Annotated in this window: 23 protein-coding genes; 11 read left to right on the top strand and 12 right to left on the bottom strand. The window is 65.4% G+C overall.

The features are described 5' to 3' along the window. Nucleotides 1–33 precede the first annotated feature (33 nt). Genes AC3IMC_RS17865 through AC3IMC_RS17845 form a run of 5 tightly spaced genes read right to left on the bottom strand, consistent with a single transcriptional unit; the run spans nt 34 to nt 5,483 of the window. Nucleotides 34–1,038 carry a sugar phosphate isomerase/epimerase family protein gene (locus tag AC3IMC_RS17865; RefSeq protein WP_490920048.1) on the bottom strand — a complete coding sequence of 335 codons (1,005 nt, stop codon included), beginning with the start codon at nt 1,036–1,038 and terminating at the stop codon, nt 34–36. A 50-nt stretch (nt 1,039–1,088) separates the two neighbouring features. Next, a complete protein-coding gene (locus AC3IMC_RS17860; RefSeq protein WP_490920046.1) occupies nt 1,089–2,279 on the bottom strand; it encodes a Gfo/Idh/MocA family protein in 1,191 nt (396 codons plus the stop codon). A 30-nt stretch (nt 2,280–2,309) separates the two neighbouring features. Continuing rightward, the gene (locus AC3IMC_RS17855) at nt 2,310–3,215 is read right to left on the bottom strand and encodes a carbohydrate ABC transporter permease (RefSeq protein ID WP_490920045.1); all 906 of its coding nucleotides are present in this window, start codon (nt 3,213–3,215) and stop codon (nt 2,310–2,312) included. Between the two features lies 1 nt (nt 3,216). Beyond that, complete coding sequence (locus tag AC3IMC_RS17850; protein ID WP_490920044.1) at nt 3,217–4,152, bottom strand: carbohydrate ABC transporter permease; 936 nt, start codon at nt 4,150–4,152, stop codon at nt 3,217–3,219. Next, the gene (locus AC3IMC_RS17845) at nt 4,149–5,483 is read right to left on the bottom strand and encodes an extracellular solute-binding protein (RefSeq protein WP_490920043.1); all 1,335 of its coding nucleotides are present in this window, start codon (nt 5,481–5,483) and stop codon (nt 4,149–4,151) included. The genes AC3IMC_RS17850 and AC3IMC_RS17845 overlap by 4 nt, the downstream gene beginning before the upstream one ends. 237 nt (nt 5,484–5,720) lie before the next feature. Here AC3IMC_RS17845 and AC3IMC_RS17840 point away from each other — a divergent pair, with 237 nt between their 5' ends. Together AC3IMC_RS17840 and AC3IMC_RS17835 are read left to right on the top strand one after the other, a co-directional pair. Next, on the top strand, nt 5,721–6,764 hold the full coding sequence (locus AC3IMC_RS17840) for a LacI family DNA-binding transcriptional regulator (protein ID WP_490920042.1): 1,044 nt from the start codon (nt 5,721–5,723) through the stop codon (nt 6,762–6,764). Nucleotides 6,765–6,810: 46 nt separating this feature from the next. Further along, nucleotides 6,811–8,043 (top strand): mandelate racemase/muconate lactonizing enzyme family protein, encoded by a 1,233-nt coding sequence (locus tag AC3IMC_RS17835; protein ID WP_490920040.1) that lies wholly within the window; start codon nt 6,811–6,813, stop codon nt 8,041–8,043. Between the two features lie 94 nt (nt 8,044–8,137). Here AC3IMC_RS17835 and AC3IMC_RS17830 read toward each other — a convergent pair whose 3' ends face one another. After that, a complete protein-coding gene (locus AC3IMC_RS17830) occupies nt 8,138–9,304 on the bottom strand; it encodes an endo-1,4-beta-xylanase (protein ID WP_490920039.1) in 1,167 nt (388 codons plus the stop codon). Nucleotides 9,305–9,492: 188 nt separating this feature from the next. On the opposite strand from AC3IMC_RS17830, the gene AC3IMC_RS17825 reads away from it, so the two are divergent. Together AC3IMC_RS17825 and AC3IMC_RS17820 are read left to right on the top strand one after the other, a co-directional pair. Then, a complete protein-coding gene (locus AC3IMC_RS17825) occupies nt 9,493–10,521 on the top strand; it encodes a LacI family DNA-binding transcriptional regulator (RefSeq protein WP_490920037.1) in 1,029 nt (342 codons plus the stop codon). A gap of 258 nt (nt 10,522–10,779) precedes the next feature. Beyond that, nucleotides 10,780–11,508 (top strand): polysaccharide deacetylase family protein, encoded by a 729-nt coding sequence (locus AC3IMC_RS17820; protein WP_490920036.1) that lies wholly within the window; start codon nt 10,780–10,782, stop codon nt 11,506–11,508. A gap of 20 nt (nt 11,509–11,528) precedes the next feature. On the opposite strand, the gene AC3IMC_RS17815 is transcribed toward AC3IMC_RS17820, so the two are convergent. Further along, nucleotides 11,529–12,638, bottom strand: a complete 1,110-nt coding sequence (locus tag AC3IMC_RS17815) for a LacI family DNA-binding transcriptional regulator (protein ID WP_490920035.1) — start codon at nt 12,636–12,638, stop codon at nt 11,529–11,531. 172 nt (nt 12,639–12,810) lie between these two features. Here AC3IMC_RS17815 and AC3IMC_RS17810 point away from each other — a divergent pair, with 172 nt between their 5' ends. The 5 genes from AC3IMC_RS17810 to AC3IMC_RS17790 all read left to right on the top strand — a co-directional run bounded on the left by AC3IMC_RS17810 (nt 12,811) and on the right by AC3IMC_RS17790 (nt 17,591). Continuing rightward, nucleotides 12,811–13,680 carry an ABC transporter substrate-binding protein gene (locus tag AC3IMC_RS17810; protein ID WP_490920034.1) on the top strand — a complete coding sequence of 290 codons (870 nt, stop codon included), beginning with the start codon at nt 12,811–12,813 and terminating at the stop codon, nt 13,678–13,680. Between the two features lie 103 nt (nt 13,681–13,783). Further along, nucleotides 13,784–14,572 (top strand): amino acid ABC transporter permease, encoded by a 789-nt coding sequence (locus tag AC3IMC_RS17805; protein ID WP_490920033.1) that lies wholly within the window; start codon nt 13,784–13,786, stop codon nt 14,570–14,572. Continuing rightward, a complete protein-coding gene (locus tag AC3IMC_RS17800; RefSeq protein ID WP_490920032.1) occupies nt 14,569–15,348 on the top strand; it encodes an amino acid ABC transporter ATP-binding protein in 780 nt (259 codons plus the stop codon). The genes AC3IMC_RS17805 and AC3IMC_RS17800 overlap by 4 nt, the downstream gene beginning before the upstream one ends. Further along, entirely contained in the window at nt 15,348–16,391 is a 1,044-nt protein-coding gene (locus AC3IMC_RS17795; RefSeq protein ID WP_490920031.1) for a Gfo/Idh/MocA family protein, read from the top strand. The genes AC3IMC_RS17800 and AC3IMC_RS17795 overlap by 1 nt, the downstream gene beginning before the upstream one ends. A 78-nt stretch (nt 16,392–16,469) precedes the next feature. Further along, nucleotides 16,470–17,591: an NAD(P)/FAD-dependent oxidoreductase gene (locus AC3IMC_RS17790; protein WP_490920030.1), complete on the top strand. Its 1,122-nt coding sequence runs from the start codon at nt 16,470–16,472 to the stop codon at nt 17,589–17,591. Nucleotides 17,592–17,652: 61 nt separating this feature from the next. Here AC3IMC_RS17790 and AC3IMC_RS17785 read toward each other — a convergent pair whose 3' ends face one another. Next, nucleotides 17,653–19,152 carry a SulP family inorganic anion transporter gene (locus AC3IMC_RS17785; protein ID WP_490920029.1) on the bottom strand — a complete coding sequence of 500 codons (1,500 nt, stop codon included), beginning with the start codon at nt 19,150–19,152 and terminating at the stop codon, nt 17,653–17,655. Nucleotides 19,153–19,433: 281 nt separating this feature from the next. Here AC3IMC_RS17785 and mptB point away from each other — a divergent pair, with 281 nt between their 5' ends. Further along, the gene (gene mptB / locus AC3IMC_RS17780; RefSeq protein WP_490920028.1) at nt 19,434–21,071 is read left to right on the top strand and encodes a polyprenol phosphomannose-dependent alpha 1,6 mannosyltransferase MptB; all 1,638 of its coding nucleotides are present in this window, start codon (nt 19,434–19,436) and stop codon (nt 21,069–21,071) included. On the opposite strand, the gene AC3IMC_RS17775 is transcribed toward mptB, so the two are convergent. Both AC3IMC_RS17775 and AC3IMC_RS17770 read right to left on the bottom strand, forming a co-directional pair. Continuing rightward, the gene (locus tag AC3IMC_RS17775) at nt 21,068–22,324 is read right to left on the bottom strand and encodes a glycosyltransferase 87 family protein (RefSeq protein WP_490920026.1); all 1,257 of its coding nucleotides are present in this window, start codon (nt 22,322–22,324) and stop codon (nt 21,068–21,070) included. The two genes, mptB and AC3IMC_RS17775, sit on opposite strands and share 4 nt — an antisense overlap. 28 nt (nt 22,325–22,352) lie before the next feature. After that, on the bottom strand, nt 22,353–23,696 hold the full coding sequence (locus AC3IMC_RS17770; protein WP_490920024.1) for a glycosyltransferase family 87 protein: 1,344 nt from the start codon (nt 23,694–23,696) through the stop codon (nt 22,353–22,355). Between the two features lie 302 nt (nt 23,697–23,998). Between AC3IMC_RS17770 and AC3IMC_RS17765 the strand changes: the two genes are divergently transcribed. Next, nucleotides 23,999–24,202 carry a hypothetical protein gene (locus AC3IMC_RS17765; RefSeq protein WP_454483552.1) on the top strand — a complete coding sequence of 68 codons (204 nt, stop codon included), beginning with the start codon at nt 23,999–24,001 and terminating at the stop codon, nt 24,200–24,202. Nucleotides 24,203–24,217: 15 nt separating this feature from the next. Here AC3IMC_RS17765 and AC3IMC_RS17760 read toward each other — a convergent pair whose 3' ends face one another. Together AC3IMC_RS17760 and AC3IMC_RS17755 are read right to left on the bottom strand one after the other, a co-directional pair. Further along, nucleotides 24,218–24,475 carry a DUF3072 domain-containing protein gene (locus AC3IMC_RS17760; protein ID WP_490920023.1) on the bottom strand — a complete coding sequence of 86 codons (258 nt, stop codon included), beginning with the start codon at nt 24,473–24,475 and terminating at the stop codon, nt 24,218–24,220. A gap of 77 nt (nt 24,476–24,552) precedes the next feature. Beyond that, a complete protein-coding gene (locus tag AC3IMC_RS17755; protein WP_490920022.1) occupies nt 24,553–25,605 on the bottom strand; it encodes a TerC family protein in 1,053 nt (350 codons plus the stop codon). Nucleotides 25,606–25,812 lie beyond the last annotated feature (207 nt).

Here is a 25,812-nt window from a genome sequence, read left to right as displayed (position 1 = left end):
GTTGGCTCCCGGCCTTCACCGGGGAAGTGTGGGTCAGCGGCTGGAGAAGGCGGCGTCGAAGGCTGCGGCCGGCGGCGCGATGCGGGCCAGCTCCTGCACCATGGCCAGGGCCTGCGGGGCTCCGATGAGCCGGTCCATTCCGGCGTCTTCCCATTCGATGCTGGTGGGGCCTTCGTAGCCGATGGCGTTCAGGGTCCGGAAGATGCGGTTCCACTGCACGTCGCCGTGCCCTGCCGTGACAAAGTCCCAGCCGCGGCGGGGATCAGCCCAGGCAAGATGCGAGCCGAGGCGGCCGTTGCGGCCATCCAGCTGGCGTACCGATTCCTTGACGTGGACGTGGAAGATCTTGTCCGCGAAGTCCTGCAGGAACATAACGGGATCCAGGTCCTGCCAGATGAAGTGCGAGGGGTCGAAGTTCAGGCCGAAGTTCTCCCGGTGGCCGATCGCCTCAAGGGTCCGCTTGGCGGTCCAGTAGTCGTAGGCGATTTCGGACGGGTGCACTTCCAGGGCGAACCGCACCCCCACTTCGTCAAAGACGTCGAGGATGGGGTTCCAGCGGTCCGCAAAGTCCTGGTATCCGGCGTCGATCATTTCCTGCGAGGCAGGCGGGAACATGGCCACCGCCTTCCAGATGGAGGAGCCGGTGAAGCCTGTCACCGTCTTCACTCCGAGGCGGGCGGCCGCCCGGGCAGTGTCCTTCATGGCGTCGGCGGCGCGACGGCGCACGCCCTCAGGCTCACCGTTGCCCCAGATGTCCGCCGACAGAATGCCCTGGTGGCGTTCATCGATAGGGTCGTCACACACGGCCTGGCCGGTCAGGTGGTTGGCAATGGCGAACACCTGGAGGTTGTTCTTTTCGAGGATATCCAGCCGGCCCTGGAGGTAGTTGTCGTCCTCCGCTGCCCGGCGCGGGTCCAGGTGGTCGCCCCAGCAAGCGATCTCCAGGCCGTCGAAGCCCCACTCGCCGGCGAGCCGCGCCACCTCCTCGAACGGCAGGTCCGCCCATTGGCCGGTGAAGAGCGTGATTGGTCGTGTCATCATTTTTCCTTGGTCGCTTGAAGCTGGTCATGGCCTTTGCAGAGCACTGCTCAGACCTTTTGCCACTGGCAGGAATTTGCGGCGCTGGATTCCACGGCAGCGAGGACCCGCTGCACCTGCAGGGCGTCCGCGAAGGACGGTTCCGGCTGGCGGCCTTCACCAATGGCGGTGACGAGGTCCACCACCTGGTGGGTGAACCCGTGCTCGTACCCCAGGCCGTGCCCGGTGGGCCACCAGTTGCCGACGTAGGGGTGCTCCGGTTCGGTGACGAAGATCCGGCGGAAGCCGGCGTCCGGGGATTCGGCGGCGTCGTAAAAGGACAGGACGTTCATGTCTTCGAAGTCGAAGGCCAGGGAGCCTTTGGTGCCGTTGACTTCGAGGCGCATGGCGTTCTTCCTGCCCAGGGCGTAGCGCGTTGCCTCAAAGACGCCGATCGCACCCGCCGAAGCGCCGCCGTCGAACTTTGCGCTGAAGATGGCCGCGTCATCCACGGTGACCTTTCCGCGCGGGGCGTCGCTGCTGAGGTCGCCGTGCCCGCCGAGGCCCACCAGGTCGCCGGCCAGCGGGCGCTCGGGAACAAACGTTTCCAGCAGCGCAGAGACTCCACTGATTTTTTGGCCCGTGACCCACTGCGCGGCGTCGATGCTGTGTGCTCCGATGTCACCCAGCGAGCCGGAGCCGGACTTGCTCTTGTCCAGCCGCCAGGTCATGGGGGCGTTGGCATCCGTGAGCCAGTCCTGCAGGTACTGGGCGCGCACGTGCCGGATCTCGCCGAGCCTGCCCTGGTCCACGAACCGCTTGGCCAGGGCCAGCGCGGGGGTGCGGCGGTAGCTGAAGCCACACATGGCGAAGACACCGTGCTTGGCCGCGGTTTCCGCGGCAAGGGTCATCCGTTCGGCTTCCTCCACGGAGTTGGCCAGCGGCTTCTCACACAGCACGTGCTTGCCGGCTTCAAGGGCGGCGATGGCAATCTCTGCGTGGGTGTTGCCGGGGGTGCAGATGTCGATGAGGTCGATGTCGTCGCGTTCGATCAGGCGCCGCCAGTCGGTCTCAACCGACTCCCAGCCCAGCTTGTCTGCTGCGGCGCGCACGCCGTCGGCATTCCTGCCGGCCACCGCGGTCAGCCGTGGCTGCAGGGGCAGGTCGAAAAACCGCGGCGCGGTGCGCCAGGCGTGGGAGTGGGCCGCACCCATGAAGGCGTAGCCCACCATGCCGACCCGCAGGGGCTTTGCGGTGGTCATGTTTAGAGTCCTTTCTGGAAGTCCCGGGTATTACTTGCTGAAGCCGGCGGTCAGGCCTGCGAGCAGCTGGCGCCGGCCGACGACGTACAGCACCAGGATGGGCAGGGTGCTGAGCACCACGGAGGCGAGTACGGCCGGGATGTTGACGCTGAACTCACCTTGGAAGGTCCACAGACCCAGGGGGAGGACCCGCAGGCTGGGGCTCTGGGTGAGGACCAGCGGAAGCAGGAACCCGTTCCAGACGTGCAGGCCGTTGTAGATGGCAACGGTCACGATGGCCGGGCGGGTCAGGGGCAGGGCGAGCCGCCACATCGTCTGCCACTCACTGCAGCCGTCCAGCCGCATGGACTCGAACAGTTCGTTCGGGACGTCGCGGATGAAGTTGGACAGGATCAGCACTGTCAGCGGGATGGCAAAGGCTATGGACGGCAGCATCAGCGCCAGCAGGCTGTCGTACAGGTTGAGCCGGATGATCATCAGGTAGACGGGGATGATCGTGGCCTGCAGCGGAATGGCCAGGCCCATGAGGAACATGCCGTTGACCAGCTTCAGGAACCGGCCGGCCCCGCGGACGATGGCGAACGAGGCCATGAAGGAAATCAGCACCGTCGGGATCACGGAACCGAGCGTGACGATGGCGCTGTTCATGAAGTACTGGGCGAAATCCGCCTCAAGGACCAGTTGATAGTTCTCCAGCGTCGGCTCGGTGGGCAGGGCCAGCGGATTCTGGCCGAAGTAGCCCGCCTGCGTCTTGAGGCTGGTGATCACCACGTAGTAGATCGGCAGGATGATGATGGCCAGCCAAAGCCAGCCGCCCAGGCCGCCGGGGATGTTGAGCCGCCTCAGCCGCTGACCCATTCCCCGGCTGGCGGCCGTGGAGCCGCCAGCCGAAGCGGTCCCGGCCTCCTGCGCATTGCTTTTCAGGACGGTACTCACCCTACAAACCTTCCAATTGGCTGCCCTGCTTGTCCTTGCCTCCAAGGCGCTGGAGGAACAAGGCAAGTGCAAGGCCGATGATGACGAGAATGACGGCGATGACGCTGGCCGGTCCCATGAGGTTGGCGCGGAAACCCCTCAGGTACATGTCCAGGGCCAGGATCCGGGTGGAGTTGCCCGGCCCTCCGCCGGTCAGGACGAAGATCAGGTCGAAGTAGGTCAAGGAACCCACCACCATCAGCGTGGAGGAAGTGATGATGGTGTACTTCAACTGCGGCAGGGTGATGTGGAAGAACTGCTTGATGGTTCCGGCCCCGTCGATCTGGGCTGCCTCGTAGAGGGACTTCGGGATCTGCCGCACGCCGCCTTGGTAGATGAGCGTGTGGAACGGCACGAACTGCCAGGCGATGACGAAAATGACCAGGCCGAGGGCGAGGTGGGGCACACCCAGCCAGTCCTGCGCCAGGAAAGGCAGCCCGAGGCCGGTTGCCAGCCCGAAGTTGGGGTCCAGCAAGGCCTTGAAGGCGATGGCCACCGCAGCGGACGAGAGCAGCAGCGGCAGGAAGTACAGCACGGCCAGGGCCGCGCGGTACTTCTGGCTGCCCGCGGTGAAGACGCCCAGCAGGAGGCTGATGGGAGTCTGCACCAGCCACGAAACCATCATGATCAGGAAGGTCAGGCCCAGGGCGTTGTACAGCCCCGGATCTGCGAGGACGGAGAACCAGTTGTCCAGGCCTGCCATCCCGATGGCGCCGATGCCGTCCCAGCTGGTGAAGCTGAGCATGAACACTCCGGCCAGCGGGATGACGGCGAACACCAGGAAGAAGAACAGTGCGGGTATCGTCAGCCATGCCAGGGCGGCCTTGCGTTGTTCAGTTGGCTGGGACTTGGTTTCCCTGACGGCCGCCCTGGGCGCGGTGGAGACGGTGTTACTCATTTGCCCAGGGTGGCATTCATGTTCTCGGCGAACTGCTGGGGCGTGATCGACTTAAGGAACAGCTGGTCGATGTTGTTCAGCAGGGCTTCGGCCGCGGTGGGGCTCAGGGCCTGGTCCCAGGACTGCTGGAAGCTCGGGGCGTTCTTGGCCAGGTCGTAGACGAAGTTCAAGAACTCCTTGTCCGGCGAGGTGTTGAGCTTGTCCTCGATGCCGTTGACGATGGGCACAGAACCGGAGTTGATGTAGGCCTCGACGACCGTGTCGGTCAGGATGCCGTCCTTGAAGAACTTCTTGGCTGACTCCTTCTCCTTGTCGCTGGCCTTGGAGGAGATCGACATGTACGAGGCGGGGTTTCCCACGCCGTTCTTGGGATCACCCTTGCCGCCAGGGATGGTGGGGAAGTGGACGAAGCCGAGTTTTCCGTCCTGGACGAAGTTCTGGCCGGCCTTCTTCATGGCGCCGTAGGTCCAGGAGCCGTGCAGCATCATGGCTGCCTTGCCCGAGAACAACAGGGCCTGGTCTGCCTGGGAGTCGGCGGTGATGGAGGAGAAACCCTTAATGAAGCCTTCGGCGGAGACGAGTTCCTGGATCTTGGTGCCGGTTTCGATCACGGCAGGGTCCATCCAGGCATTGGGCTTGCCCTCGAAGATCGCCTTGAAGACGTCGGCGCCGCCAATGCGGTCCAGCAGGTACTCCAGCCACATCATGGAGGTCCAGCGCGACTGGCCGCCCAGGGAGAAGGGTGCCACGCCCATGCCGTTGAAGGTCTTGACCAGCGACATAATGTCGTCCCAGGTCTTGGGCGGCTGGACGCCCGCCTTCTGGAAGAGTTCCTTGTTGTAGAACAGGACGATCGGGGCCACGTACTGGTTGGGCAGGGCGTAGATCTTGCCGTTGACGGTGGCTGCACCGAACGAGGACGGGAAGAGCTTCTTCTTCAGGTCGGGGTTCTGGTCGAACCAGGCGGTCAGGTCCTCAACCTGGTTGGCTTCCGCGTAGGTCTTCAGGCCACCGCCGCCCCAGCCGTAGATGATGGTGGGCGCCTGGTTGGCACCGATGGCGGTTTTGATCTTGGTCTTGTACGCGTCGTTCTGGAAGAAGGTGACAGTGATCTTGTCGGCCGAATTGGCCGAGTTGAAGGCATCCACGGCCTTCTGCATGGTGGTCTGGTTCGGCTCGCCGGTCAGGTACCACATGCTGGCGCCGCCGCTGCCGCCGTTGCTCGCCGCGCCCGGCCCGGAAGTGCCGCAGGCCGAGGTGGCGGCCACTGCAAAGGGGGTCAGCGCAGCAAGGGCGAGGAAAGAGCGGCGCGAGGTCTGGGGTTGCTTCATTGCTTCTCCATTTGAATTCTGCTGTCGAGGATGCGGGTGACAGCTCCGACCCTTAGTTCGAAACATTTCGAACGGTGATTTAAGTCACGCTGTAAACTAAAACCTCAAAAGGGCGCGTGGTCAAGGGGATCGTGGAGGATATTTTTGGGATTCCACAGTTTCTGTGGGCTTCCTTGACCGCGGATGCCCGAGTTCTGCACAATGAAGCTTCCTCGAACTTCGAAAGATTGCGAACTGATGACGACAAAATCGCCCGAGCGAACCAAGCCCACGCTCGCCAGTGTCGCAAGGCAGGCGGGGGTCTCGGCGCCGACGGTCTCGAAAGTGGTGAACGGCCGTGACGACGTCGCCCCGGAAACCAGGGCCCGGATCCTGGCAGTGCTGGAGCAGGCGGGGTACCAGTCACCTCTTCAGCGGCGGGCCGCCGTCGAAAACGGAACTGTGGTTGAGGTGGTCATCGATGTCCTGGACTCCGCCTACACCATCGAGGTCCTCAACGGCATCCTGCAGTCGGCAGCGGCTGCCGACGCCGAAATCCTCGTCAGCGTGACCGGCCAGTCCGTCCCCGGCCGTCGCAGCCCTGAACGCCGCGCGCAGCGGATGATGGAAGAGGGCCGGACGGGGATGATCGTGGTCACGTCGGCCTTCAGCGAAGCGCAACTGCATGCTTTCCGCCGCCGCCAGATTCCCGTCGTCGTCATCGATCCGCTTAATCCCCCGTCCGCTGACGTCGTGAGTGTGGGCGCCACCAACTGGGCCGGCGGCAAGGCGGCCACCGAACACCTGCTGGGGCTGGGCCACCGCCGGATCGCCTACATTGGCGGCATCGAGGGCTCTGAATGCAACCAGGCCCGGCTTCACGGGTACATGGCCGCGCTCATGGCCCAGGGCATCAAGGTGGACCCGCAGTACATCGTGTCCGGTGGCCGGTTCCGGACCGAGAGCGGGGTCAACGGGTTCAGGGAGCTGCTGAAGCTTGACCACCTCCCCACGGCCATCTTCGCCGGCAGCGACACGATTGCCTTGGGTGTCCTCAGTGAGGCACGGCGTCATGGGATCCGGATTCCCGAAGACATCAGCCTGATTGGTTTTGACGGCACAAGCCAGGGTGAACAGTCGGTTCCCTCCCTGAGTTCAGTGGCGCAGCCGCTGGAGGAGATGGGCAGGGCGGCACTGCGGGCACTGCTGCGCCAGGCGCGCGGGGAAGTCCTCGATTCCCACCGTGTTGAGCTGGCCACGCAGGTGATCGTCCGCGAATCCACGGCCCCGCCGGCGGCTTGAACTGCCCGCCTGCCGGCGCCCCGCCATCAGAGAGAGACGTCAACGCATGAAAATCACCAGCCTGGACACCGTTGTCGTCGACTTCTACCGGACAAACCTCATCTTCGTCCGGTTGAGTACCGACTCGGGTCTCACCGGCGTCGCTGAAGCAACCCTTGAGGGCCAGGAGCACGCGGTGCGTGGCGCCATTGCCGTGCTTGCAGACGCCGTCCGCGGCAAGGATCCGACCAGGATCAGTCAAACGATCTATGAACTCAACAGGGATGCCTACTGGCGGGGCGGGCCGGTGTCGTTGACAGCGCTCAGTGCACTGGAGATGGCGATGTGGGATGTTTCGGCCCGCGCTCTGGGGGTGCCGGTCCACCGCATGCTTGGGGGACAGGTCCGCGACAGGGTCCGCGCCTACGCCAACGGCTGGTTCTCCGGAGCCAAGACGCCTGAAGAATTTGCCCAGGCAGCTGTACAAACAGTCGCCCAAGGCTTCCGCGGACTGAAGTGGGACCCGTTCGAAGCTGCAGACCTCACTTTGGGGCCAGGAGACCTTCGGCGCATGCTTGAGCCCGTGGCCGCTGTGCGGGAGGCCGTGGGCGACGATGTGGAGCTTTTCATCGAGGGGCATGGCCGGTTCGATGTCCCGACCGCCATCCGGGTAGCCCGCGGGATCGAACAGTTCCAGCCGGTATTTTTCGAAGAGCCCTGCCCGCCGGACAGCCTTGATGCGCTCATTGAGGTCCGCTCCAAATCCCCTGTTGCGATCGCCGCGGGAGAGCGCTGGATGGGACGGAACACCTTCATTCCCGCCTTGGCGCGCAAGGCAGTGGACTATATCCAGCCCGATGTCACGCACGCCGGCGGCCTGCTGGAACTTTCGTTCATCTCCACGCTTGCCGCGGCCCATTACGTCCCGTTCGCACCGCACAACCCGAGTGGGCCGCTCAGTACCGCGGCAACTCTGCAGTTGGGCGCTGCGCTGCCGAATTTCCGGTACTTGGAGATCATGGCAACGGACGTGCCTTGGCGGAGTGAGATCTCCACCGAACTTCTCCAGCTGACGGAGGAGGGCGACATCCTCATCCCGGAAGGCCCGGGCCTGGGCATCGAACTCGACTTCGAGGCCATAGCCGAGCACCCCTACACCCCGCACCCGATGCGGATCTTCAGTGACGCGGTTGCCGACATCCGCCCGCCGGATGCGCGGTCCTACTTCGACCTTGAGCCTGTGACGGCAATCCGGCCGGCGGGTGACGGGGTTGGGTCCACGGCAGGTTTTTTGCGCTGACGTGGGGATCTGCCACTCAAGCGCGTTGGCGGAACACAGCAGCGGCGGCCTGGACTCACATGGTTCCAGGCCGCCGCTGGCAATGCTGCCGGTGCTACTGCTGGTATGCGGGGTGATGGCTGTCCCGCGCTTCTCCGCCCGGGTTTGCCTTCAGGAGCGTGGACTGCAGTGCAAAGTACGAGGGCTTACGGGTGTAGTCCTCCCACATCACGGTTGCCTCGCCCTGGCCGGTGAAGAAGACAGGGACCCATGAGTACTTGTCGTTGAAGCCCCAGATGGTGAAGGACCTGCAGTCCTCGACGCCCAGGCATGCCTCCAGCGCCCTTTGGTAGTAGCTGGCCTGCTTGGCCAGCTGCGCCTCAGTCGGTTTGGTCCCTGCAGCAATGTTCATACGGACATCGATCTCAGTTACTGCGGTCTCCAGGCCGAGGTCATCGAAGCGCTGGAGATTTGCCTGCATGTCGGCGGGGAAGCCGTACTGCGTGCTGAGGTGGCCCTGCACGGCGAAGCCATCAACCTGCACCCCTTCCGCCAGGAGCTTTGAAATAAGCCCAACGTAGGCAGTGCTCTTGGGGTTGATGCTTTCCACGCCATAGTCATTGAAAAAAAGTTTCGCGGCCGGGTCGGCTTCGTGGGCCCACCGGAAAGCGTCGGCGATGATCCCCGGTCCAAGTTCACGGATCCAGATGTTGTCCGTGGTCCGGAGGCTCCCGTCCCCGTTGAGGATCTCATTCGCCACGTCCCACTGCTGGATCTTGCCCGCGTAGCGTCCTACAACGGTGGTGATGTGGTCCTTCAGGATCGAGCGCAGCTCGTCCTTGCTGAAGTTGCCCTGCTCCAGCCAGGCAGGGTTCTGGCTATGCCAGAACAGCGTATGGCCACGCACCACTTGGCCGTTCTGCTGCGCGAACTCGACGATCGCGTCCATCTCGGCGAAACGGTATTGGTCGCGCTGCGGGTGGATGAATTCCCATTTGGCCTGGTTTTCCGGGGATACGGAGCTGAACTCTGAAGCCAGGACGTTGCGGTACTGCTGGTCAAAGGTAAACGGGTTGGGGTACGGCATGTTTTCGTGATGGCCGCCGCCGGCAACTGCGGTGCCGATCCGAACGTCCTTCGGGGCTGCCCAGCGCAGCGTGTCCTGCTTGGCCAGGCCTGGGGGCTGCGGCTTGTCATTGTCCCCCGCGACTGCAGGCAGTCCAGTGGGGAGGACGAACGCCGACGCCATGATGGCAGCGGCGACAGTCTTGGCGACCTTCATCGAGATCTCTCCTTTGAGGTACAAGTGAGTGGTGCGCTGAGTCGCACCTAAAGTTTCCGGAACTTTCCGGAAGCGGGTGGTTGTAGACTAGGAAGCTTTCGGAGGACGCGTCAAGGGTTTCGACAAAAGTTTCGCCAGCAGGCCGCGGTTGCGGGAACCTATACTTGCAGCGAAACCAGGAGGAATGCGTGCACGAGACCCAGCGCCCGGCAGTGACGATCTCGGCCATTGCCGCCGAGGCCGGCGTCTCTGTCCCCACTGTGTCTCGCGTACTCAACGGCCGCGGCGATGTCTCCCCACGTACCCGTGAACGGGTGGAAGCGCTGCTGCGCGACCATGGCTACCAGCGGCGGGGCGCCCGGCCCTCGATGCGGTCAGGCCTTATCGACCTCGTGTTCAATGACTTGGACAGCCCTTGGGCCGTGGAGATCATCCGCGGCGTGGAGGAAGCCGTCAACGAGGCCGGTGCCTCCACCGTCGTCTCAGCAATCCACCGCAGCGCCAGCCCCACCCCGACGCGGCAGTGGCTGGATAACGTCAGTGCCAGGGCGAGCGACGGCGCAATCCTGGTCACAACGGACCTCGACTCGTCATTGCGCGCCGAACTCGAGCGGCTCGACGTTCCGGCGGTGGTGATCGACCCTGCCGGTGTCCCTGACCTGGACGTCCCGACCATCGGCGCCACGAACTGGACGGGAGCGGTGGGGGCAACTGAACACTTGACCAGCCTTGGCCATCAGCGGATAGGTTTCGTGGCAGGGGTACCCGGGCTGTGGTGCAGCCGCGCGCGCCTTGACGGCTACCGGGCGGGCCTTGATGCTGCCGGTATTGCCTTCGATTCCGCCTTGGTAGTGGAGGGCGACTTCGACTATGAGTCCGGGTTCCGCGCCGGCCGCACGCTGCTGGAGCTTGCCAGCCCACCGACAGCTGTCTTCGCGGCCAGCGACCAGATGGCATTGGGCGTGTATGAGGCAGTGCGCAAGAAGGGTCTGAGGGTTCCTGAGGACATCAGCGTTGTGGGCTTCGACGACCTTCCAGAAGCTCGATGGGCCTCTCCTCCGCTCACGACAGTCCGGCAACCGCTCGCGGACATGGGCAAAGTGGCGGCGCGGACGCTGCTTCGGATGGTGCAGGGCGAAGCGGTAGAAAGTCCCCGGCTGGAATTGGCCACCAAGCTTGTCCTCAGGGAAAGTACCACTGCGCCGCGCTTGGGCTGATCCCTGCCGCACGTCGGGGCGATGGTGTTTCGCGGCCTACCCTTGACGCGTCGCGGGCCCGCCCCTAGGCTGAGCGCATTCCGGAAATTACCGGAAATACCAGAACGCGATTTTCAGCTATTGGACCCGACTCCCCGCTGCGGCGCAATGCGTCCACGCGCCCGAACCGGCCGAACAAAGCCAGTCCGATAGCGCAGTGGTGCTGCCGTAAGACGCCTTTGGCACTCTTTGAAAGCCGAAACGACAAGAAGGAATGCCATGGACTTCCCAGCCCGCCCGCGCATGCCGCGAAAAGTAGCATTGCCCCTGGCCGCAACCGTGCTGGCTCTTGGTTCAGCCGTCCCTGGAAGCCTTTCCGCGTCTGCACCCGCCCACGCGGACCAGGCAACAGCAGCAATCGTTGATTCCACCAGGCACGAGGGCAAGTACCTGAGCCTGACCTTTGACGACGGTCCCGACCCGATTAACACGCCCAAGCTCTTGGCTGTTCTCCAAAAGCACCACGTCAAAGCAACTTTTTGCCTTTGGGGAGACCATGTGAAGCAGCATCCGGAAATCGTCCGCATGATTGCCGACGCGGGCCATCTGCTGTGCAACCACACCATGCATCACGACGACATGGCGACGTGGAGTCCCGAGGCCATCAGGGCGGATCTCGAAGAAACCAGCGCGGTCATCCGCGAGGCTGTCCCCGGCGCTGACATCAAATACTTCCGGGCCCCGTACGGCAGCTGGGGCCGGACGCCCGAGGTGGCGGCCGCGATGGGCATGCAACCCCTCGGCTGGGCTACAGCGGTCGGCGACTGGGAACCGCCGGGAACCGCGGAGCTGGTGCGCCGCCTGCGGGAAGGCATCACCCCCGGGGGAGTTGTCCTGCTTCACGACGGCGGCGGGGACCGGACGCAGACCATAGAGGCAGTTGACCAGATCATTCCCGAGCTAAGGTCCGAGGGGTGGCGCTTCGACAAGCCCGCCCGGCGCGGCTAGGCCGTACGACGGCCCGGTGGTCAATTGGGCCTGGCACCCAGCCGCCGGTTCCGGGGGATCTCTGTCGCTTCCCGGCACGGCCCCACCGACCCCCGCCGCACCAGGGTGGCGGTGAACTGCGCGGGAGCGGCAGGTGGCTGCCCTTCCATTTGGCGGATCAACGCCTTGGCCGCGGCCACGCCCATGTTGTAGACGGGCTGGGCGATGACGGTAAGGGGCGGGGTTGTGAGCCTGGTCCAGGCGAAGTCGTCGTACATCAGGAATGAAACATCCGCTGGAATGGACAGGCCGAGCTCCTGGATTGCCTCCACCACGCTGAGTGCGATCAGGCCATCGGAAGCCACCACGGCCGTGGCATGCCCCGGGCCGCGCAGCACTTCACGGGTGATGCTGCGGATGGAGTCTTCGTCGCCGGCGTTCAGCCTGACAAGGTCCTCCGGGAACGGCAGCCCGGACTCCAGGAATGCTTGCCGCATCCCCTCGATGCGGTCGGCTATCTGGGATGACTCCAGGGTCATCCCCGGCGTGTAGGGAGCGTCCGTCCGCAGCGTCGAAATGAAGGCGATCCGCCGGTGTCCGGCGTCGAGCAGGTACTGCGTTGCTTCCCGCGAAATCCTTGCCATGTCCACGGCCATGGTCTCCACAGGCATTTCCCCGGCGGTGCGGTCGATGAAGACTAAGGGCCGTCCGGACCGGTGCACCTCTTGGAGGTGACCGGTATCCAAGGATGACGCCGGGGCAACTATGAGCCCGTCCACGCGTTTGTCCAGCAGGACCCGGACGGCGTCCACCTCCGCAGTGCGGTCCTCGTCGGTATTGACCAGGATGACGTTGTAGCCGGCCTTCTTCGCGGTGTCCGTGATCCCGCGGGTAGCAAGGCCAAAGTGCGGGTTCTCGATATCGCCAACCACGACTCCGATGGTGTGGGACTTCCCCGTGTTCATGCTGCGGGCGAGCTCATTGGGCCGGTACGAAAGCGACTCCGCCGCGGCAAGGACGCGTTCGCGCACCTCGTCGCTGACTGCTCCGTAATTGCCCAGTGCGCGTGCGGCCTGGGCCTTGGAGACCTGGGCGGCCTTTGCGACGTCGGCAACGGTTACGTCCCGACGTCGTGCTCCTTCAGCCTTCATCTTCACCTTTCGAAGGGCTGTTGACGGCCCCTGTGACTTCGGCTACATTTCTATCCATCGATGTGAGTCCGGTCTCAATCCTAGGGTGTGAGACCGGACTCAACAAGAGCATCGGCGACTTTCTTCGGCGGCCATGACAGCACCGCCTCCCTCCCAACGATTGGACAACGCTGTGAAGAAAAAGAATTTCCGACCGGCAGGAATCGCGGCGGCAGCAATAGCGGCGGTACTGGCGCTTTCCGGCTGCGGCTCCACCTCCGCGGCCTCCAGCACGGAAAACAACCCGTACGGCCTGATCCAGCCGGGCACCATCCGGGTGGCCAGCCTGGGCGACTCAAAGCCGTACACGTTCGCCGACGCCTCGGGTAACTTCACCGGCTTCGACGTCGAACTCTTCAAGGATGTGGCCCACCGGGCCGGCGTGGACAATGTCGTCTTCACCGGTCAGGACTTCTCAGGCCTCCTTGCCGCAGTTGCCAACGGGCAGTTCGATGCCGGCGTCGCGGCGATCGGCATTACGGACAAGCGCAAGGAAACCGTGGACTTCTCTGACGGCTACCTCGCGGGCTACCTGACGGTCATCACCACCAAAACCTCGGGCATCACCAGTGCCGACGGGCTGGCTGGAAAGCGCCTGGGCGTCGTCCAGGGGACCCTCCAGGAGGCCTACGCGGTCAAGAACTTCACGTCGGCCAGCCTGGTCCGCTTCCCGGACAACAACACTGCCATCGCGGCGGTCAACAGCGGAACCGTTGACGCCCACTTCCTGGACTACGAGGCCGCCAAGGCCTACGAGGAGCAGCACGGCCTGGTCAGCGCCGCGGACATCCCGTCCTTCGACGCACCCGCCGGCTTCGCTGTGGCCAAGGGCAAGACGGCGTTCAAGGAAGCCCTGAACAAGGGCCTCGCCGCAGCCATGGAGGACGGCACGTGGAAGAAGCTCTACCAGAAGTGGTTCCCGGGCTCCCCGATGCCCGAGCAGTACCTGCCCAAGGCCGAACAGGGCGCCTCCGCGTCTGCCTCGCCGGCGCCGAACAAGTAAGCCGGCACGTAAGCCCGGCGCATAAGCCTTCGGGTGCACAGCCGGGCGGGCCGCACTGCGCACCCGCCCGGCATTCCACAACACACAACGTCTGAGAGCAACCATGGACTGGCTCAACACCATCATCCGTACCTTCTTCGACTTCGGCGCGATGGCCGAGGTCCTGCCCCAACTCCTGACGGTCGGCCTGCTGAACACGCTGATCATCTCCATCGCCGCCACCGTCCTTGGCACGGTGCTCGGAATGGTGGTGGCCGTCATGGGCATCTCCCCGTCCACATGGCTGCGGGTACCGGCCCGGATCTACACCGACCTCTTCCGCGGCCTGCCCGCCATCCTTACCATTCTGCTGATCGGGCAGGGTTTCGCCCGCCTCAGCCAGTCAATCTTCGGCCCGTCGCCCTACCCGCTCGGGATCATCGCGCTGAGCCTGATCGCCAGCGCCTACATCGGCGAAATCTTCCGCGCCGGCATCCTCAGCGTGGACAAGGGCCAGGGCGAGGCCTGCCGTGCACTGGGCATGAGCTACGCCAAGTCCATGGCGCTGGTGGTGGTGCCGCAGGGCGTCCGCCGGGTGCTTCCGGCCCTGGTGAACCAGTTCATCGCCATCGTCAAGGACTCCTCGCTGGTCTACTTCCTGGGCCTGCTGGTCACCGAACGCGAACTCTTCCGCGTAGGCCAGGATGCCGCCGTCCTCTCCGGCAACCTCTCACCCCTGGTGGCTGCCGGCGTCCTTTACCTGGTGATCACCGTCCCGCTGACCCACCTCGTGAACCACTTCGACAACAAGTTCCGCACCGGCCGCCGCCGCCCCGCACCGCCCACGAGCGGCCTGAAGGAAGTCAAGGAACTGGACGCGGCCTCGCCGCTGACCACCGGGAGCAACACATGAACACGCCCACTAAAAACATCAGCGCTACGCAGTCGGACCACAAGACGTTCCACGGCTCAAGCCTGGAACTGCGTAACCTCACCATGGCCTACGGCGACATCAAGGTTCTGCGCAACGTGAGCCTCACAGTGGCTCCGGGCACCACCACCTGCATCATCGGACCCTCGGGATCCGGGAAGTCCACCTTGCTGCGCGGCATCAACAGGCTGCATGAACCGCAAAGCGGCGACGTGCTGCTGGCCGGCGACAGTACCCTGGGCACCAACCCGGACACCCTGCGCACCCGCATCGGCATGGTCTTCCAGCACTTCAACCTTTTCCCGGACCACACCGCCGAAGAAAACGTGGCCCTGGCACTCTGGGCCGTGAAGGGAATGCCGAAATCCCAGGCCATGGCCAAAGCCCGCCAGCGCCTTGCCGAAGTAGGGCTGGCCGAACGCGCCGACCACCGCCCCCGCGACCTGTCCGGCGGCCAGCAGCAGCGCGTTGCCATCGCCCGCGCCCTGGCCATGGAACCGGAAGTCATGCTCTTCGATGAAGCCACCAGCGCACTGGACCCCGAACTCGTCAAAGGCGTCCTGAACCTCATGGCAGGCTTGGGCCGCCGCGGCATGACCATGGTGGTGGTCACCCACGAAATGGGCTTCGCCCGCAAAGTCGCCGACCAGGTGGTCTTCATGAACGAAGGCGAAGTCGTCGAAGCGGGCACCCCCGCCCGGCTCTTCGACAACCCCCGCAGTGAACGCCTCCAGCGCTTCCTCTCCGAGGTGCTCTGATGGGAACGGTTACAGCGGCACCCATCCGGACCGCCGTCGTCGGCTTCGGCATCTCCGGCAAGGTCTTCCACGCGCCGCTGATCGCAGCCAACCCGGAGTTCTCGCTGGACGTCATCGTCACGGCCCGGCCCGAACGCGCCGCGGAGGCGGCACGGCTCTACCCGCAGGCACGGATTATCGGAACCAATGAGGAACTTTTCGCCCTCGCCGCAGACCTGGACCTGGTCATCCTGGGCACCCCGCCCCACACACACTACGGGCTCGCCTCGACGGCCATCGCCTACGGACTGCACGTGGTGGTGGACAAGCCTTTCGTGCCCACATCCGCCCTGGGTGAGGAACTGGTCAGCAGGGCGGCCGACGGCGGGGTGCAGCTTACGGTGTTCCAGAACCGCCGGTGGGATGCCGACTTCCTGACCCTCCAAAAGGTCCTGGCCTCCGGGGCCCTCGGGGACGTGCGGAGCTTCGAGTCGCGGTTCGAATGGTGGCGGCCGGAGGGCTTCGGCAACTGGCGGGACACGGTGACCCTCGCCGAAGGCGGCGGCATCCTCAACGACCTCGGAGCCCACCTGATCGACCAGGCCATCCAGCTGTTCGGCCCGGTGGAACGGAGCTACGGCGAGACGGCCAACCGTGGTCCACATCCGGACGCGGCCGACACCGAGGCCTTCGTCTCACTGCTGCACGAGTCCGGCGTCCGCTCCCGGCTGTGGATGAACGGGATGGCCGCCCAGGTGGGCCCGCGTTTCCACGTCCTCGGATCCGAGGCCGGGTACACCAAGTGGGGACTGGACGGCCAGGAACCTGCCCTCGCAGCCGGGATACCGCCGTCGGACCCTGCTTACGGCGTGGACTCCCAGGAGTCTTGGGGGCTCCTGGGAGTGGACGGCCGCACTGCGCCCGTACCCGCCGAACGCGGCGACTACCCGAAGTTCTACGTCCAGCTGGCATCCGCCCTCCGCGGGAACGGCCCGCTGCCCGTCGACCCCGCCGGGCCACTCGAGGTACTGAAGGTCATCGAAGGCCTCCACGCCCTGGCCTGACGCCCCTCCCCGAATCTTTTTCCGAGGACGCACCGTTTGCGTCCGAACCCACCCATCTTCCAGAGAAAGGGACGAACCATGTCCTCTGCAGCACCTGCCAAGCGCGTCGCCGTCATCGGCGGCGGCATCCTGGGCGTTTCCACCGCCGTACACCTGCTCCGCGAGGGAGCCTCCGTGATCCTGCTGACCGAGCGCGGCCTGGCCAGCGAAGCCAGCGGCCGCTCGCTGTCCTGGCTCAACTCCGCCGGCGAACGGTCCACCCCTTACCACCAGCTCCGGGTTGCCGGCGTGGACCGCTACCGCACGCTCTTCGCCTCCGATCCCAGCCGGGAATGGCTCCAGTTCGGCGGCGGCCTCATGTGGAACGCCGCGGGCCAAAGCGAAGCGACCAAGGCACGGCACGCCTATGAGAAGTCCATTGGCTACGACTCCAGGCTGCTTGCCCCTGAAGACATCACCTCAACCACCCCCGGCATTGATTCCAGCGCCGTCCCGGAGAACGCCATCTTCAACCCGGGCGAAGGCTGGGTCAGTCTGCCGGACCTGATCGACTTCCTGATGGAGGAATTCCACGCCCGCGGCGGCGAACTGGTCCTCAACGCCGGCAAGGCCTCCGTGATGGTGGAGGGCGGACGCACCACGGGCGTGGAGACCGCGGCGGGCGGGACCTACCCGGCCGACGCCGTCCTGGTGGCATGCGGCGCAGCGACGCCCGCCGTCGTCGAACCCCTGGGTGTGCACATCCCCAATGGTTCGCCGGTGTCCATGCTGGTGGTGACCAAGCAAGTGCAGCACGAGGTCACTGCCGTGATGAACACCCCGCGCGCTGCGCTGCGGCCCAACCCGGGCGGCACGTTCGCGCTGGATCACGACTGGTATGAGGAGCACATCACGGAGCACGCCGACGGCTCCTTCACCATTCCTGACGAAGTGGTGCAGGAACTGGCCGATGAGGCGTCCAAGCTGGTGGCCGGCAACCCCGAACTGAAGCCCGCCTCCTGGAAGATGGGCTACAAGCCGATTCCCGGCGACGGCGAGCCGGTCCTGGGCGAGCTGGGCCAGGCGCCCGGCTGCTTCGTTGCCTTCACGCACTCTGGCGCAACCCTGGGCCTTATCGCCGGCGAACTGCTTGCCGGCGAGATTCTGACCGGCAGGAAGCACCCCATGCTGGCCACCTTCCGGCCCGGGCGCTTCTCCTAGCCCGTGCGGCAGGAGGCGGGACCGCGCACTGCGGTCCCGCCTTTACCGTGCCGCCAGTCGCTTAGGCGCCCAGGTGGCCGGTGAGGCGGCGGTGGAAACCGGTGCTGCGCTCATCGAGGCCTTCGATCGCCACCGTCGCCCCATGGCTGGCGTATTTGGTTTCGATGGAGTCGAGCGCGGCCACGGTCGAGGCGTCCCAGATCTGGGCGCGGCTGAGGTCGATCGTCACCGAGCCGGGGTCGTCAGCGTACGCGAAGTGCTCCACGAGGTCATTGCTGCTGCCGAAGAACAGCGGCCCCACCACCTCATACCGGACGCCCCCGCCGTCGGCTGCCAGGGTCCGGTCGACGGTGATCACGTGTGCCACGCGGCGTGCGAACAGCACCATGGCCAGGACGACGGCGACCAGGACGCCGTAGGCGAGATTCCCGGTGAGGACCACCACGGCGACCGTGACCACCATGACGATCGTCTCCGGCAGGGGCATCCGTTTCAGGGTGGATGGCTTCACGCTGTGCCAGTCGACGGTGGTCACGGCGACCACCATCATGACCGCCGCCAAGGCAACCATGGGAATCTGGCCCATGATCGAGCTCAGCCCCGTCACCAGGGCCAGCAGGAACAGCCCGGCCACGACCGTCGACAGGCGGGTGCGGGCCTGGCCGGTCTTCACGTTGAGGACGGTTTGGCCGATCATGGCGCAGCCGGCGATGCCGCCGTAGAAGCCGGCGAGGATGTTCGAGACTCCGAGGGCCCAGGACTCGCGCCCCTTGTGGGACGGCGTATCGGTGATGTCGTCCACGAGTTTCGCCGTGAGGAGCGTTTCCATGAGGCCGACGAACGCCACGCTCAGCGCAGTGGGCAGGATCAGCTGGAAGGTGGCGAGGTCAAGGGGAACCAGGAACGGGGTGATGCCGGGCATCCGGCCCGTGAGCGGCCCTTCGTCCGCGACGTTGGGGACGGACAGGCCGGCGATAATGGCGATGGCCGTGACGACGACGATCGCCACCAGCGGTGACGGAACCACCCTGGTGAAGCGCGGCAGGACGAAGATGATCGCCAGTGTGGCAGCGAACAGGACGTAGGCGAGCCAGGGAACGTTGAGCACATGCGGCACCTGCGCGACGAAAATCAGCACGCCCAGCGCATTGACGAAGCCGATCATGACCGAGCGCGGGATGAACCGCATGAGGCGGGCAAGGCCGGCAAAACCGAACACCACCTGGATTACGCCGGCAAGGAGCACCGTCGGCAGGACGTACTCGACGCCGTGTTCGTGGACGAGCGGGGCGATGACGAGGGCCACGGAACCGGCCGCGGCGGTCACCACGCCAGGCCGCCCGCCAAGGACCGACATGGCCAAGGCCAGCACGATGGAGGCGACCAGGCTCACCATCGGATCCACCCCGGCAACGATCGAGAACGAAATGACTTCCGGGACCAGGGCGAGGGTGGTGACCAGCCCGGCGAAGACCTCTCGGGAAAGCTGCCGTGGAGAGCGCAGTGCGGTCAGGACGGTGGCGGGCTGCCGGACGGGGCGGGGAGGGTCGGCGACGGCCATGGAGCGGCTCCAGGGACTTGGCTCTGGTAGGAAGAGCGGTGGGCAACGTTTATTGCGCGCCACGATGCGCACGGGTCCAGCCCTGCCAGGGGAGACAGTTGGGCGGAGCAAGAATGCAGCGGAGACTCCTGCCGCATGTGCAACACTACCCTCACACGGCAGCGCCCCGGCCGCGGCCCCCGGCAGCTCGAAGGCCGGCTGATAAAATGGCCGGGTTGCGCAGGGCGGCCGGGTGCTGGTCCAGCCAGCGCCGTATCAACGTAGGGGACCAGACGAACATCATGACGGCAGGCGGGTCACACCTCGGGACTTCGGAGAGCCAGGCCGGCGTGCCGGGGCAAACCTCCGGAACCGCCAAGCGCCGCGCCTACGTTGCCGTCATCGAAGGCTTCATCGGCTCCCTGATGATGTTCATCGGCTCCATCGGTACGGGCTGGATCGCCAACGGGTCGCCCATGATCCGCCAGCCGGTAGTGATTGCGCTCCGCACCGAAGGCTGGGGAGTGGCCGTGTCCACCGTCCTGCTGACGGCAGGTGCCATGCTGCTCATCCGCTCCTGGCTGCGCCTCGGCCAGCGGCTGGGAGACTGGGGAGCGTCGTCGCTGCGCAACGTGGTGGTCGCCATTTCCGCCTGGTCCCTGCCGCTCGTGTTCTGCGTCCCCGTCTTCTCCCGCGACGTCTATGCCTACACCGGCCAGGGCCGGCTGGTGATGGAAGGCCAGGACCCGTACCGGGTGGGCATCTCCACTCTGAGCAACTGGTTCTCACTCGGGGCCGATCCCGCCTGGGCCGAAGCCCGGACGCCGTACGGGCCGTACTTCCTCTGGCTGGCCAGGGCGGTGGTCGGGATCACCGGCGCCCAGCCTGATGCTTCCGTGCTGCTGTTCCGCCTCCTGGCCGGAATCGGCGTCGTACTCTGCATCATCTTTATCCCCAAGCTGGCGGAGCTGCATGGCATCAACGGCGCACGGGCGCTGTGGATCTCCGTGGCCAACCCGCTGTTCCTGATCAGCTTCATCGCCAGCGCGCACAACGACGCACTCATGGTGGGACTCGCCGTCGCCGGTGTCTACGCTGCGGCCACGCGCCGGCATCTGCTGGGCATCCTCCTGGTGACGGCGTCCATCGGCATCAAACCCATCACCGTGCTGCTGCTGCCGTTCATCGGCCTCATGTGGGCCGGCCCGTCGGCCTCCTGGCTGCGGAGGTTCCTGATGTGGGGTGCGACGGCGGGCATCAGCTTTGGCGTCCTGGCGCTCAGCGGAGTGCCATACAACCTGGGCATGGGCTGGACCTGGGCGATCATGGACCCGACCCCCGGCTACACGGGCTACTCGCCGTCGGGTTTCCTGGGCCAGCAGGTGGAGGTCCTGGCCAACGTCCTGGGCCTGCCCGGCGGGACCCTTGCCACGTGGCTGCGCACCGGCATGAAGTGGACGGCCATCGGGCTGGTGCTGCTGCTGATGTTCCGCGGCGACTACTCCCGCGTGGTGCGCCGCATGGCGTTGGCGTTCACCGCCGTCGTGATGCTTTCACCGATCATCCAGCCCTGGTACATCCTGTGGTTCCTGCCGTTCCTGGCCGTAACCGGGATCCGGGACGACTGGCAGATCCGTTCCCTGTACGTGGGGGTGACGTTCTTCGTGGTGTTCGGAGCCCAGGACCAGCTCTCCGTCTGGTCCTTTGTGGAACTGCCGGTGGACGCGTCCTCCTTGGCGTTCTTCACCGCCCTGGCGTTCACGTTCTACCTGCTGGTCCTTGACGTGCACACCCGCAAGCTGCTCATCGAGGGCAAGCCGCTGGACCTGGCCCGCAGGGGCTGGCGCTGGGCGGCGGAACACGCCGCGGCCCGCCGGGCAGATGCGGCGCGCCGCGCTGATGCCGCGCCGTCCGCCGTCGACCGCTCCGACAGCCGCTAGGCTCCCGCCGGAACCTGCGCCGGCGCCTTCCGGCCCAGCTCCGCCGTTCGCTTCACCGACCACCAGAGCAGCACCACCAGCAGGACATTGCGGGTGGTCAGGATGGCGGCCATGACCGGGTGGGCATGGATGAGCGGGGTGTAGAACAGCGGGTAGATCACGAACGTGGTCATCGCGATGCCCATCAGCAGGGCCGCCGGGACCTTCCAGCGTTCCCAGTCGTGCGTGAGGCCGGCGATAATCACCGGCGCAAGCCAGATAATGAACTGCGGCGAGCCCACCTTGTTGAACACGATGAACGCGGTGACCATCATCAGGGCACCTTCGAGGAAGAGTTCCTCGCGCTCGGCTCCGCGGCGCATCGCCCGGAACAGCAGGAAGGCCGCAATGGCAGCGGCGAGGACCAGCAGCGGCTGCATCAGGAATGCGGCGGTGCTGGCGCCCGGACCGTACACCTCGGTGGAGTTGATGGCCGTGTTGTCCGCCATCTTCGAGCCCGCGATGTGGAACACGCTCAGCCACACCCAGGGGGTGGAGAACGTGGCCTCAAGCTGCATGCCGCGCTCGCCCTGGTTCAGCAGGAAGTCCATGATGTGCGGCAGGCCGCCGGACAGCCACGTGCCCAGGGCCACGACGGCGGTGACGGCCGCCCCAGCGAGCACCACCTGGATGCGCCGGTGGCTGGCAATGACGATGGGCACCAGGACCGCGGCGGGCCACACCTTGATCCAGGTGGCGATGCTCAGCAGGGTGCCGGCCACCACGGGCCGCTCGGCGGCGTACAGCAGCGCGATCAGTACGATCGGGGCGGTGATGCCCTCCACGCGGGCGAAGCTGAGGTAGCCCATGAAGACGGTGAAGAACAGCCACCACCAGGCCGGTGCAACGCCCGCTACCTTTCGCGGGCCCCGGGTCAGGTAGAGCAGGCCGACGGCGTTGAGCGCGGTAATGATCAGGAACCAGACCAGCAGGTAGAGGCTGGGCCCGGCGATGTTCGCGAGGAAGATGGGGATCTGCGCCAGCACCGGGTAGACCCAGGGGCTGATCTTGCCGGTCAGGTCCGCCGGGTTGTAGCCGGCCGTGGCCCACTGCCGGTACTGCTCGGTGTCGCTGAACGTGTCGCCGTTCAGGAAGAAGGAGGCCATCCAGCCCAGGAAGTACAGATGGACGACGGCGAAGCCCCACCAGACGCTGGACGGGCGGGCAAACCAGTCCACCACTTTTGCCGGGAGCAGTTTGGTACGGACCGTCACCAGGCGGTCAAAGAACCTCGTGGAAATCTCAGGACTCCTTGAGCGCGGGGGCGGGAGCGGCGGTCTTCTTGCCCAGCGAGTACAGGCGCCGGACGCTCCACAGGAACAGCACCACCAGCAGGACGTTGCGGATGGTCAGCACCAGCGCCATCCACGGGTTGTTGTGGCTGAGGGCGTCGTAGAACAGCGGGTAGATGAAGTACGTGGCCACGGCGATGGCGATCAGCATCAGCGCTGGTACGCGCCATTCACGCCAGCTGTGAGCCAGCCCCACGGCCACGGCGGGGCCAAGCCACACCATGAACTGGGGGGAGCCAACCTTGTTGAAGACCACGAACGCGGTGGCCAGGGTCAGGGCGCCGGCCAGGAGCAGCTCGGTGCGGTCCACGCCGCCGGCCACCTTGTGCTGCTTGCCGTTGTGCAGCGCCCAGAAGGTCAGCCCGGCCACCAGCAGGGCGGCCAGGACCAGCAGCGGCTGCATCAGGACCGACATGGTCGCCGTGCCGGGACCGTCCACCTGCATGGAGTTGATGTCCGTGTTCATGTACATCCGGGAGCCGCCCACGTTCAGGACGGAAAGCCAGAGCCAAGGGGTGGTGAAGGTAGCCTCAAGCTGCATGCCGCGGTCGCCCTGCTGCGTGAGGAAATTCAACAGCTTGGGGACGCTGCCCAGTGCCGCTGCCAGCGCGACGACGCCCGCCGTCGTCGCGATTCCTGCCAACACCACCAGCAGCCGGTTCTTCACGACGGCGAAGAGGGCCAGCATGATGGCCGCAGGCCAGACCTTCACCCAAGTGCCGATGGCGAGCAGGACGGAGGCGATGAAGGGGCGTCCCACGCCGTAGGCCAGGGCCACCAGGACCAGCGGGGCGGTCAGGCCGTCCACGCGGGCGAATCCCAGCCAGCCCATCAGGAAGGTGAAGGCAAGCCACCACCAGCCGGCGGGGATGGCGTTGGCGTTCCGGCCGCGTTCCGTCAGCTTCAGCAGCGCCCAGCCGTTGAGGAGCGTGGTCATGAGGACCCAGAGGAAGAAGAACGGTCCCGGGCCGGCCAGTCCCGCGATGGCCATCGGGATCAGCGCCAGGATGGGGTAGACCCAGGGGCTGGGGCCGCCCCGGAGGTTCGCATCATTGAAGCCGGCCATGGCCCAGTCGCGGTAGATGAACGTGTCGCTGAAGGCCTCGCCGCGCAGGGAGAGCGACGCCGCAAAAATGAGGAAGACGAGGTGCACCACGATGAAGCCGCCCAGCAGGCCGCGCCCGGTGTTCAGTGCGCCACGTACCTTGTTGGGGAGGATGACGTTGCGGATCCGGGTCAGATTGCCGAAGAAAGCGTCGGTGGAGATGGCGGAATCCTTGTCAGGTCGTTGCACAGTCAGCGGGCGCGCAAATGGCTCAGGTCATGCCGCGAAGCGGGTTTGCAGGGGCATTGGAGGGCCGGCATATCGGCTTCCGCTCCCTGTTCAACTCTAATTGACGGCGCCTAACCGCCCGTAATTGACAGGACAAAGTGAAGGCGCCCGACGCTGACCTGCGGTTTTTATCTAAAGTTGCTGGCCCTTAAATGCTCAGGCACCATGGTCCGAGGCACTGAAATGCCTTACCGCCTAAGCAGCCAGGGGGAGCGCGTGGCGGCGTACTGCCCACCCACCCCTGAAAGAAACAAGGCAAGACCATGAATTTTCCGCTGACCCTCACCGTATCCGATCGCCAAAGCATGGACAGCGAGCTCGACGCCGCCGTCTCCGCCGCCAAAGCCCACGCCCTGATCGGCAAGCGCCATGGCATCCTGGTGACCCGCCACGGCGCCAACAAGTTCACGGTGGACCTCAGCGACGCTGTGCCCTTCGGTCTCACCCGCGAACACCAGGCCTGGTAGGCCGCTGCTTCCGGCCTAACTGCCGGAGCTGTTACCTTCCCCGGACACCCGCCCGCTGCGCTGTTGCAGCCGGTCGATGTGCTTTGATGCCTCCGCCTTGCTGAGGTCCGCGGGAAGTTCCTCCCCTGCCTCCCGGGCCAGCGTGTCAAGGTAGCTGCGCTGCGCCGCCGTCATCGGCTCATCGCCGGTAACCCAGTCTTCCGGGTCGCGGTTGAGTCCTGCGTCCGGCTCAGGGGTAGGGCTGCCGAGTGTTTCCTGGTTGCTGTCGCTCATGGCACGAGTCTAGGACGGACCTCCGACATTCCGCAGGGGCTGTCCGGGCGGGGCCGCCCGCCCGGACAGCCCGGGCGTCACTTCATGGACTTCTCCGCGGCCGATGCCCCGTCATTGCTGCCTGCCTTGCGCCACAGGGGCTGCAGCGACTCGAGTTCCTCTGCGGTGGCATTCCGGAACGGCGGAACTGCGGGCGCCGGCACCTCGGGGCGGCTGCCCGCGCGCCGCGTGGCGAGGAGGCTCGCGCCGATGGAAATGCCCAGGATTGCGGTGATGACCGCGAGGGAAACCGGCGTCGGGATGTAGTAGACCTCAATCTTCAGGGCCATTTTCACGCCCACCCAGATCAGCACCAGCGCCAGGCCGGCTTTCAGGTACACGAACCGGTGGATGAGGTCCGCCAGCAGGAAGTACATGGCCCGCAGACCGAGGATCGCGAACGCGTTGGCGGTGAAGACCAGGAAGACCTCGTCCGTGACCGCAAAGATGGCAGGAATCGAGTCGACGGCAAAGATGATGTCCGTGACCTCCACCAGCACCAGGACCGCCAGCAGGGGAGTAGCCAGCAGCGCGCCGTTCTTCCGGACGAGGAAACGCTGGCCGTGGAAAGCGTCAGTCATGGGAACGTGCCGCCGGAACAGCCGCAGCGCCCGTGATTTCGCCGGGTCGATGTGCTCGTCCCGCTGCCTGAGCATCCGGTACCCGGTGAAAAGCAGGAACGCCGCGAACAGGTAAAGAACCCAGTCGGCGCTGGCGATGATGGCTGCGCCGGCCGCGATGAACAGGCCGCGGAACACCAGCGCCCCCAGTACGCCGAAGAAGAGGACCCTGTGCTGGTACTCGCGGGGAACGGCAAAGAACGTGAAGATGATGGCCCAGACAAAGACATTGTCCACGGCAAGCGACTTCTCAATGAGGTATCCGGCGAAGTACTGCTGCCCGAATTCAGCGCCGTAGAGGCTCCAGACAAGACCGCCGAAGGCGACTCCGAAGAGCACCCAGACTGCAGACCATGCTGCGGCCTCGCGTACGGTGATGACGTGTGCACGCCGGTGGGCGAGAAGGTCGAGGGTAAGCATCAGGAGGATGAATCCGATGACTGCGAACCACATCCAAAGGGGGACGTTCAAGGGGGCACCTGCTTCCAGTCAGTAACTACCAACTGGAGGTCTCTCCCGGCCATCGACTGGCCCGCCCACCGGAAGGCTCAGGGGCCTTCGTACTGACGATGGGCTGGAGTGGGGGATACTCCCCTCCGTATGACTAGGGTACAGAATCTTCCCTGCCCTGGGGAGGGGCACGTGAGTGCCAGCCTCCGGGATAGCGCTTGCCCATTG

The organism is Arthrobacter sp. E70 (assembly GCF_058266945.1).
This window is presented reverse-complemented; position numbering and strand designations above follow the sequence as displayed.

Excerpts from the sequence above, each read along its gene's own strand:
- AC3IMC_RS17790 (WP_490920030.1), top strand. The coding sequence starts at position 16,470 with ATGTCCTCTGCAGCACCTGCCAAGCGCGTCGCCGTCATCGGCGGCGGC.
- AC3IMC_RS17845 (WP_490920043.1), bottom strand. The coding sequence starts at position 5,483 with ATGAAGCAACCCCAGACCTCGCGCCGCTCTTTCCTCGCCCTTGCTGCG.
- AC3IMC_RS17815 (WP_490920035.1), bottom strand. The coding sequence starts at position 12,638 with ATGAAGGCTGAAGGAGCACGACGTCGGGACGTAACCGTTGCCGACGTC.
- AC3IMC_RS17805 (WP_490920033.1), top strand. The coding sequence starts at position 13,784 with ATGGACTGGCTCAACACCATCATCCGTACCTTCTTCGACTTCGGCGCG.
- AC3IMC_RS17785 (WP_490920029.1), bottom strand. The coding sequence starts at position 19,152 with ATGGCCGTCGCCGACCCTCCCCGCCCCGTCCGGCAGCCCGCCACCGTC.
- AC3IMC_RS17830 (WP_490920039.1), bottom strand. The coding sequence starts at position 9,304 with ATGAAGGTCGCCAAGACTGTCGCCGCTGCCATCATGGCGTCGGCGTTC.
- AC3IMC_RS17865 (WP_490920048.1), bottom strand. The coding sequence starts at position 1,038 with ATGACACGACCAATCACGCTCTTCACCGGCCAATGGGCGGACCTGCCG.
- AC3IMC_RS17795 (WP_490920031.1), top strand. The coding sequence starts at position 15,348 with ATGGGAACGGTTACAGCGGCACCCATCCGGACCGCCGTCGTCGGCTTC.
- AC3IMC_RS17760 (WP_490920023.1), bottom strand. The coding sequence starts at position 24,475 with ATGAGCGACAGCAACCAGGAAACACTCGGCAGCCCTACCCCTGAGCCG.
- AC3IMC_RS17765 (WP_454483552.1), top strand. The coding sequence starts at position 23,999 with ATGAATTTTCCGCTGACCCTCACCGTATCCGATCGCCAAAGCATGGAC.
- AC3IMC_RS17840 (WP_490920042.1), top strand. The coding sequence starts at position 5,721 with ATGACGACAAAATCGCCCGAGCGAACCAAGCCCACGCTCGCCAGTGTC.
- AC3IMC_RS17860 (WP_490920046.1), bottom strand. The coding sequence starts at position 2,279 with ATGACCACCGCAAAGCCCCTGCGGGTCGGCATGGTGGGCTACGCCTTC.
- AC3IMC_RS17820 (WP_490920036.1), top strand. The coding sequence starts at position 10,780 with ATGGACTTCCCAGCCCGCCCGCGCATGCCGCGAAAAGTAGCATTGCCC.
- AC3IMC_RS17800 (WP_490920032.1), top strand. The coding sequence starts at position 14,569 with ATGAACACGCCCACTAAAAACATCAGCGCTACGCAGTCGGACCACAAG.
- mptB (WP_490920028.1), top strand. The coding sequence starts at position 19,434 with ATGACGGCAGGCGGGTCACACCTCGGGACTTCGGAGAGCCAGGCCGGC.
- AC3IMC_RS17850 (WP_490920044.1), bottom strand. The coding sequence starts at position 4,152 with ATGAGTAACACCGTCTCCACCGCGCCCAGGGCGGCCGTCAGGGAAACC.
- AC3IMC_RS17835 (WP_490920040.1), top strand. The coding sequence starts at position 6,811 with ATGAAAATCACCAGCCTGGACACCGTTGTCGTCGACTTCTACCGGACA.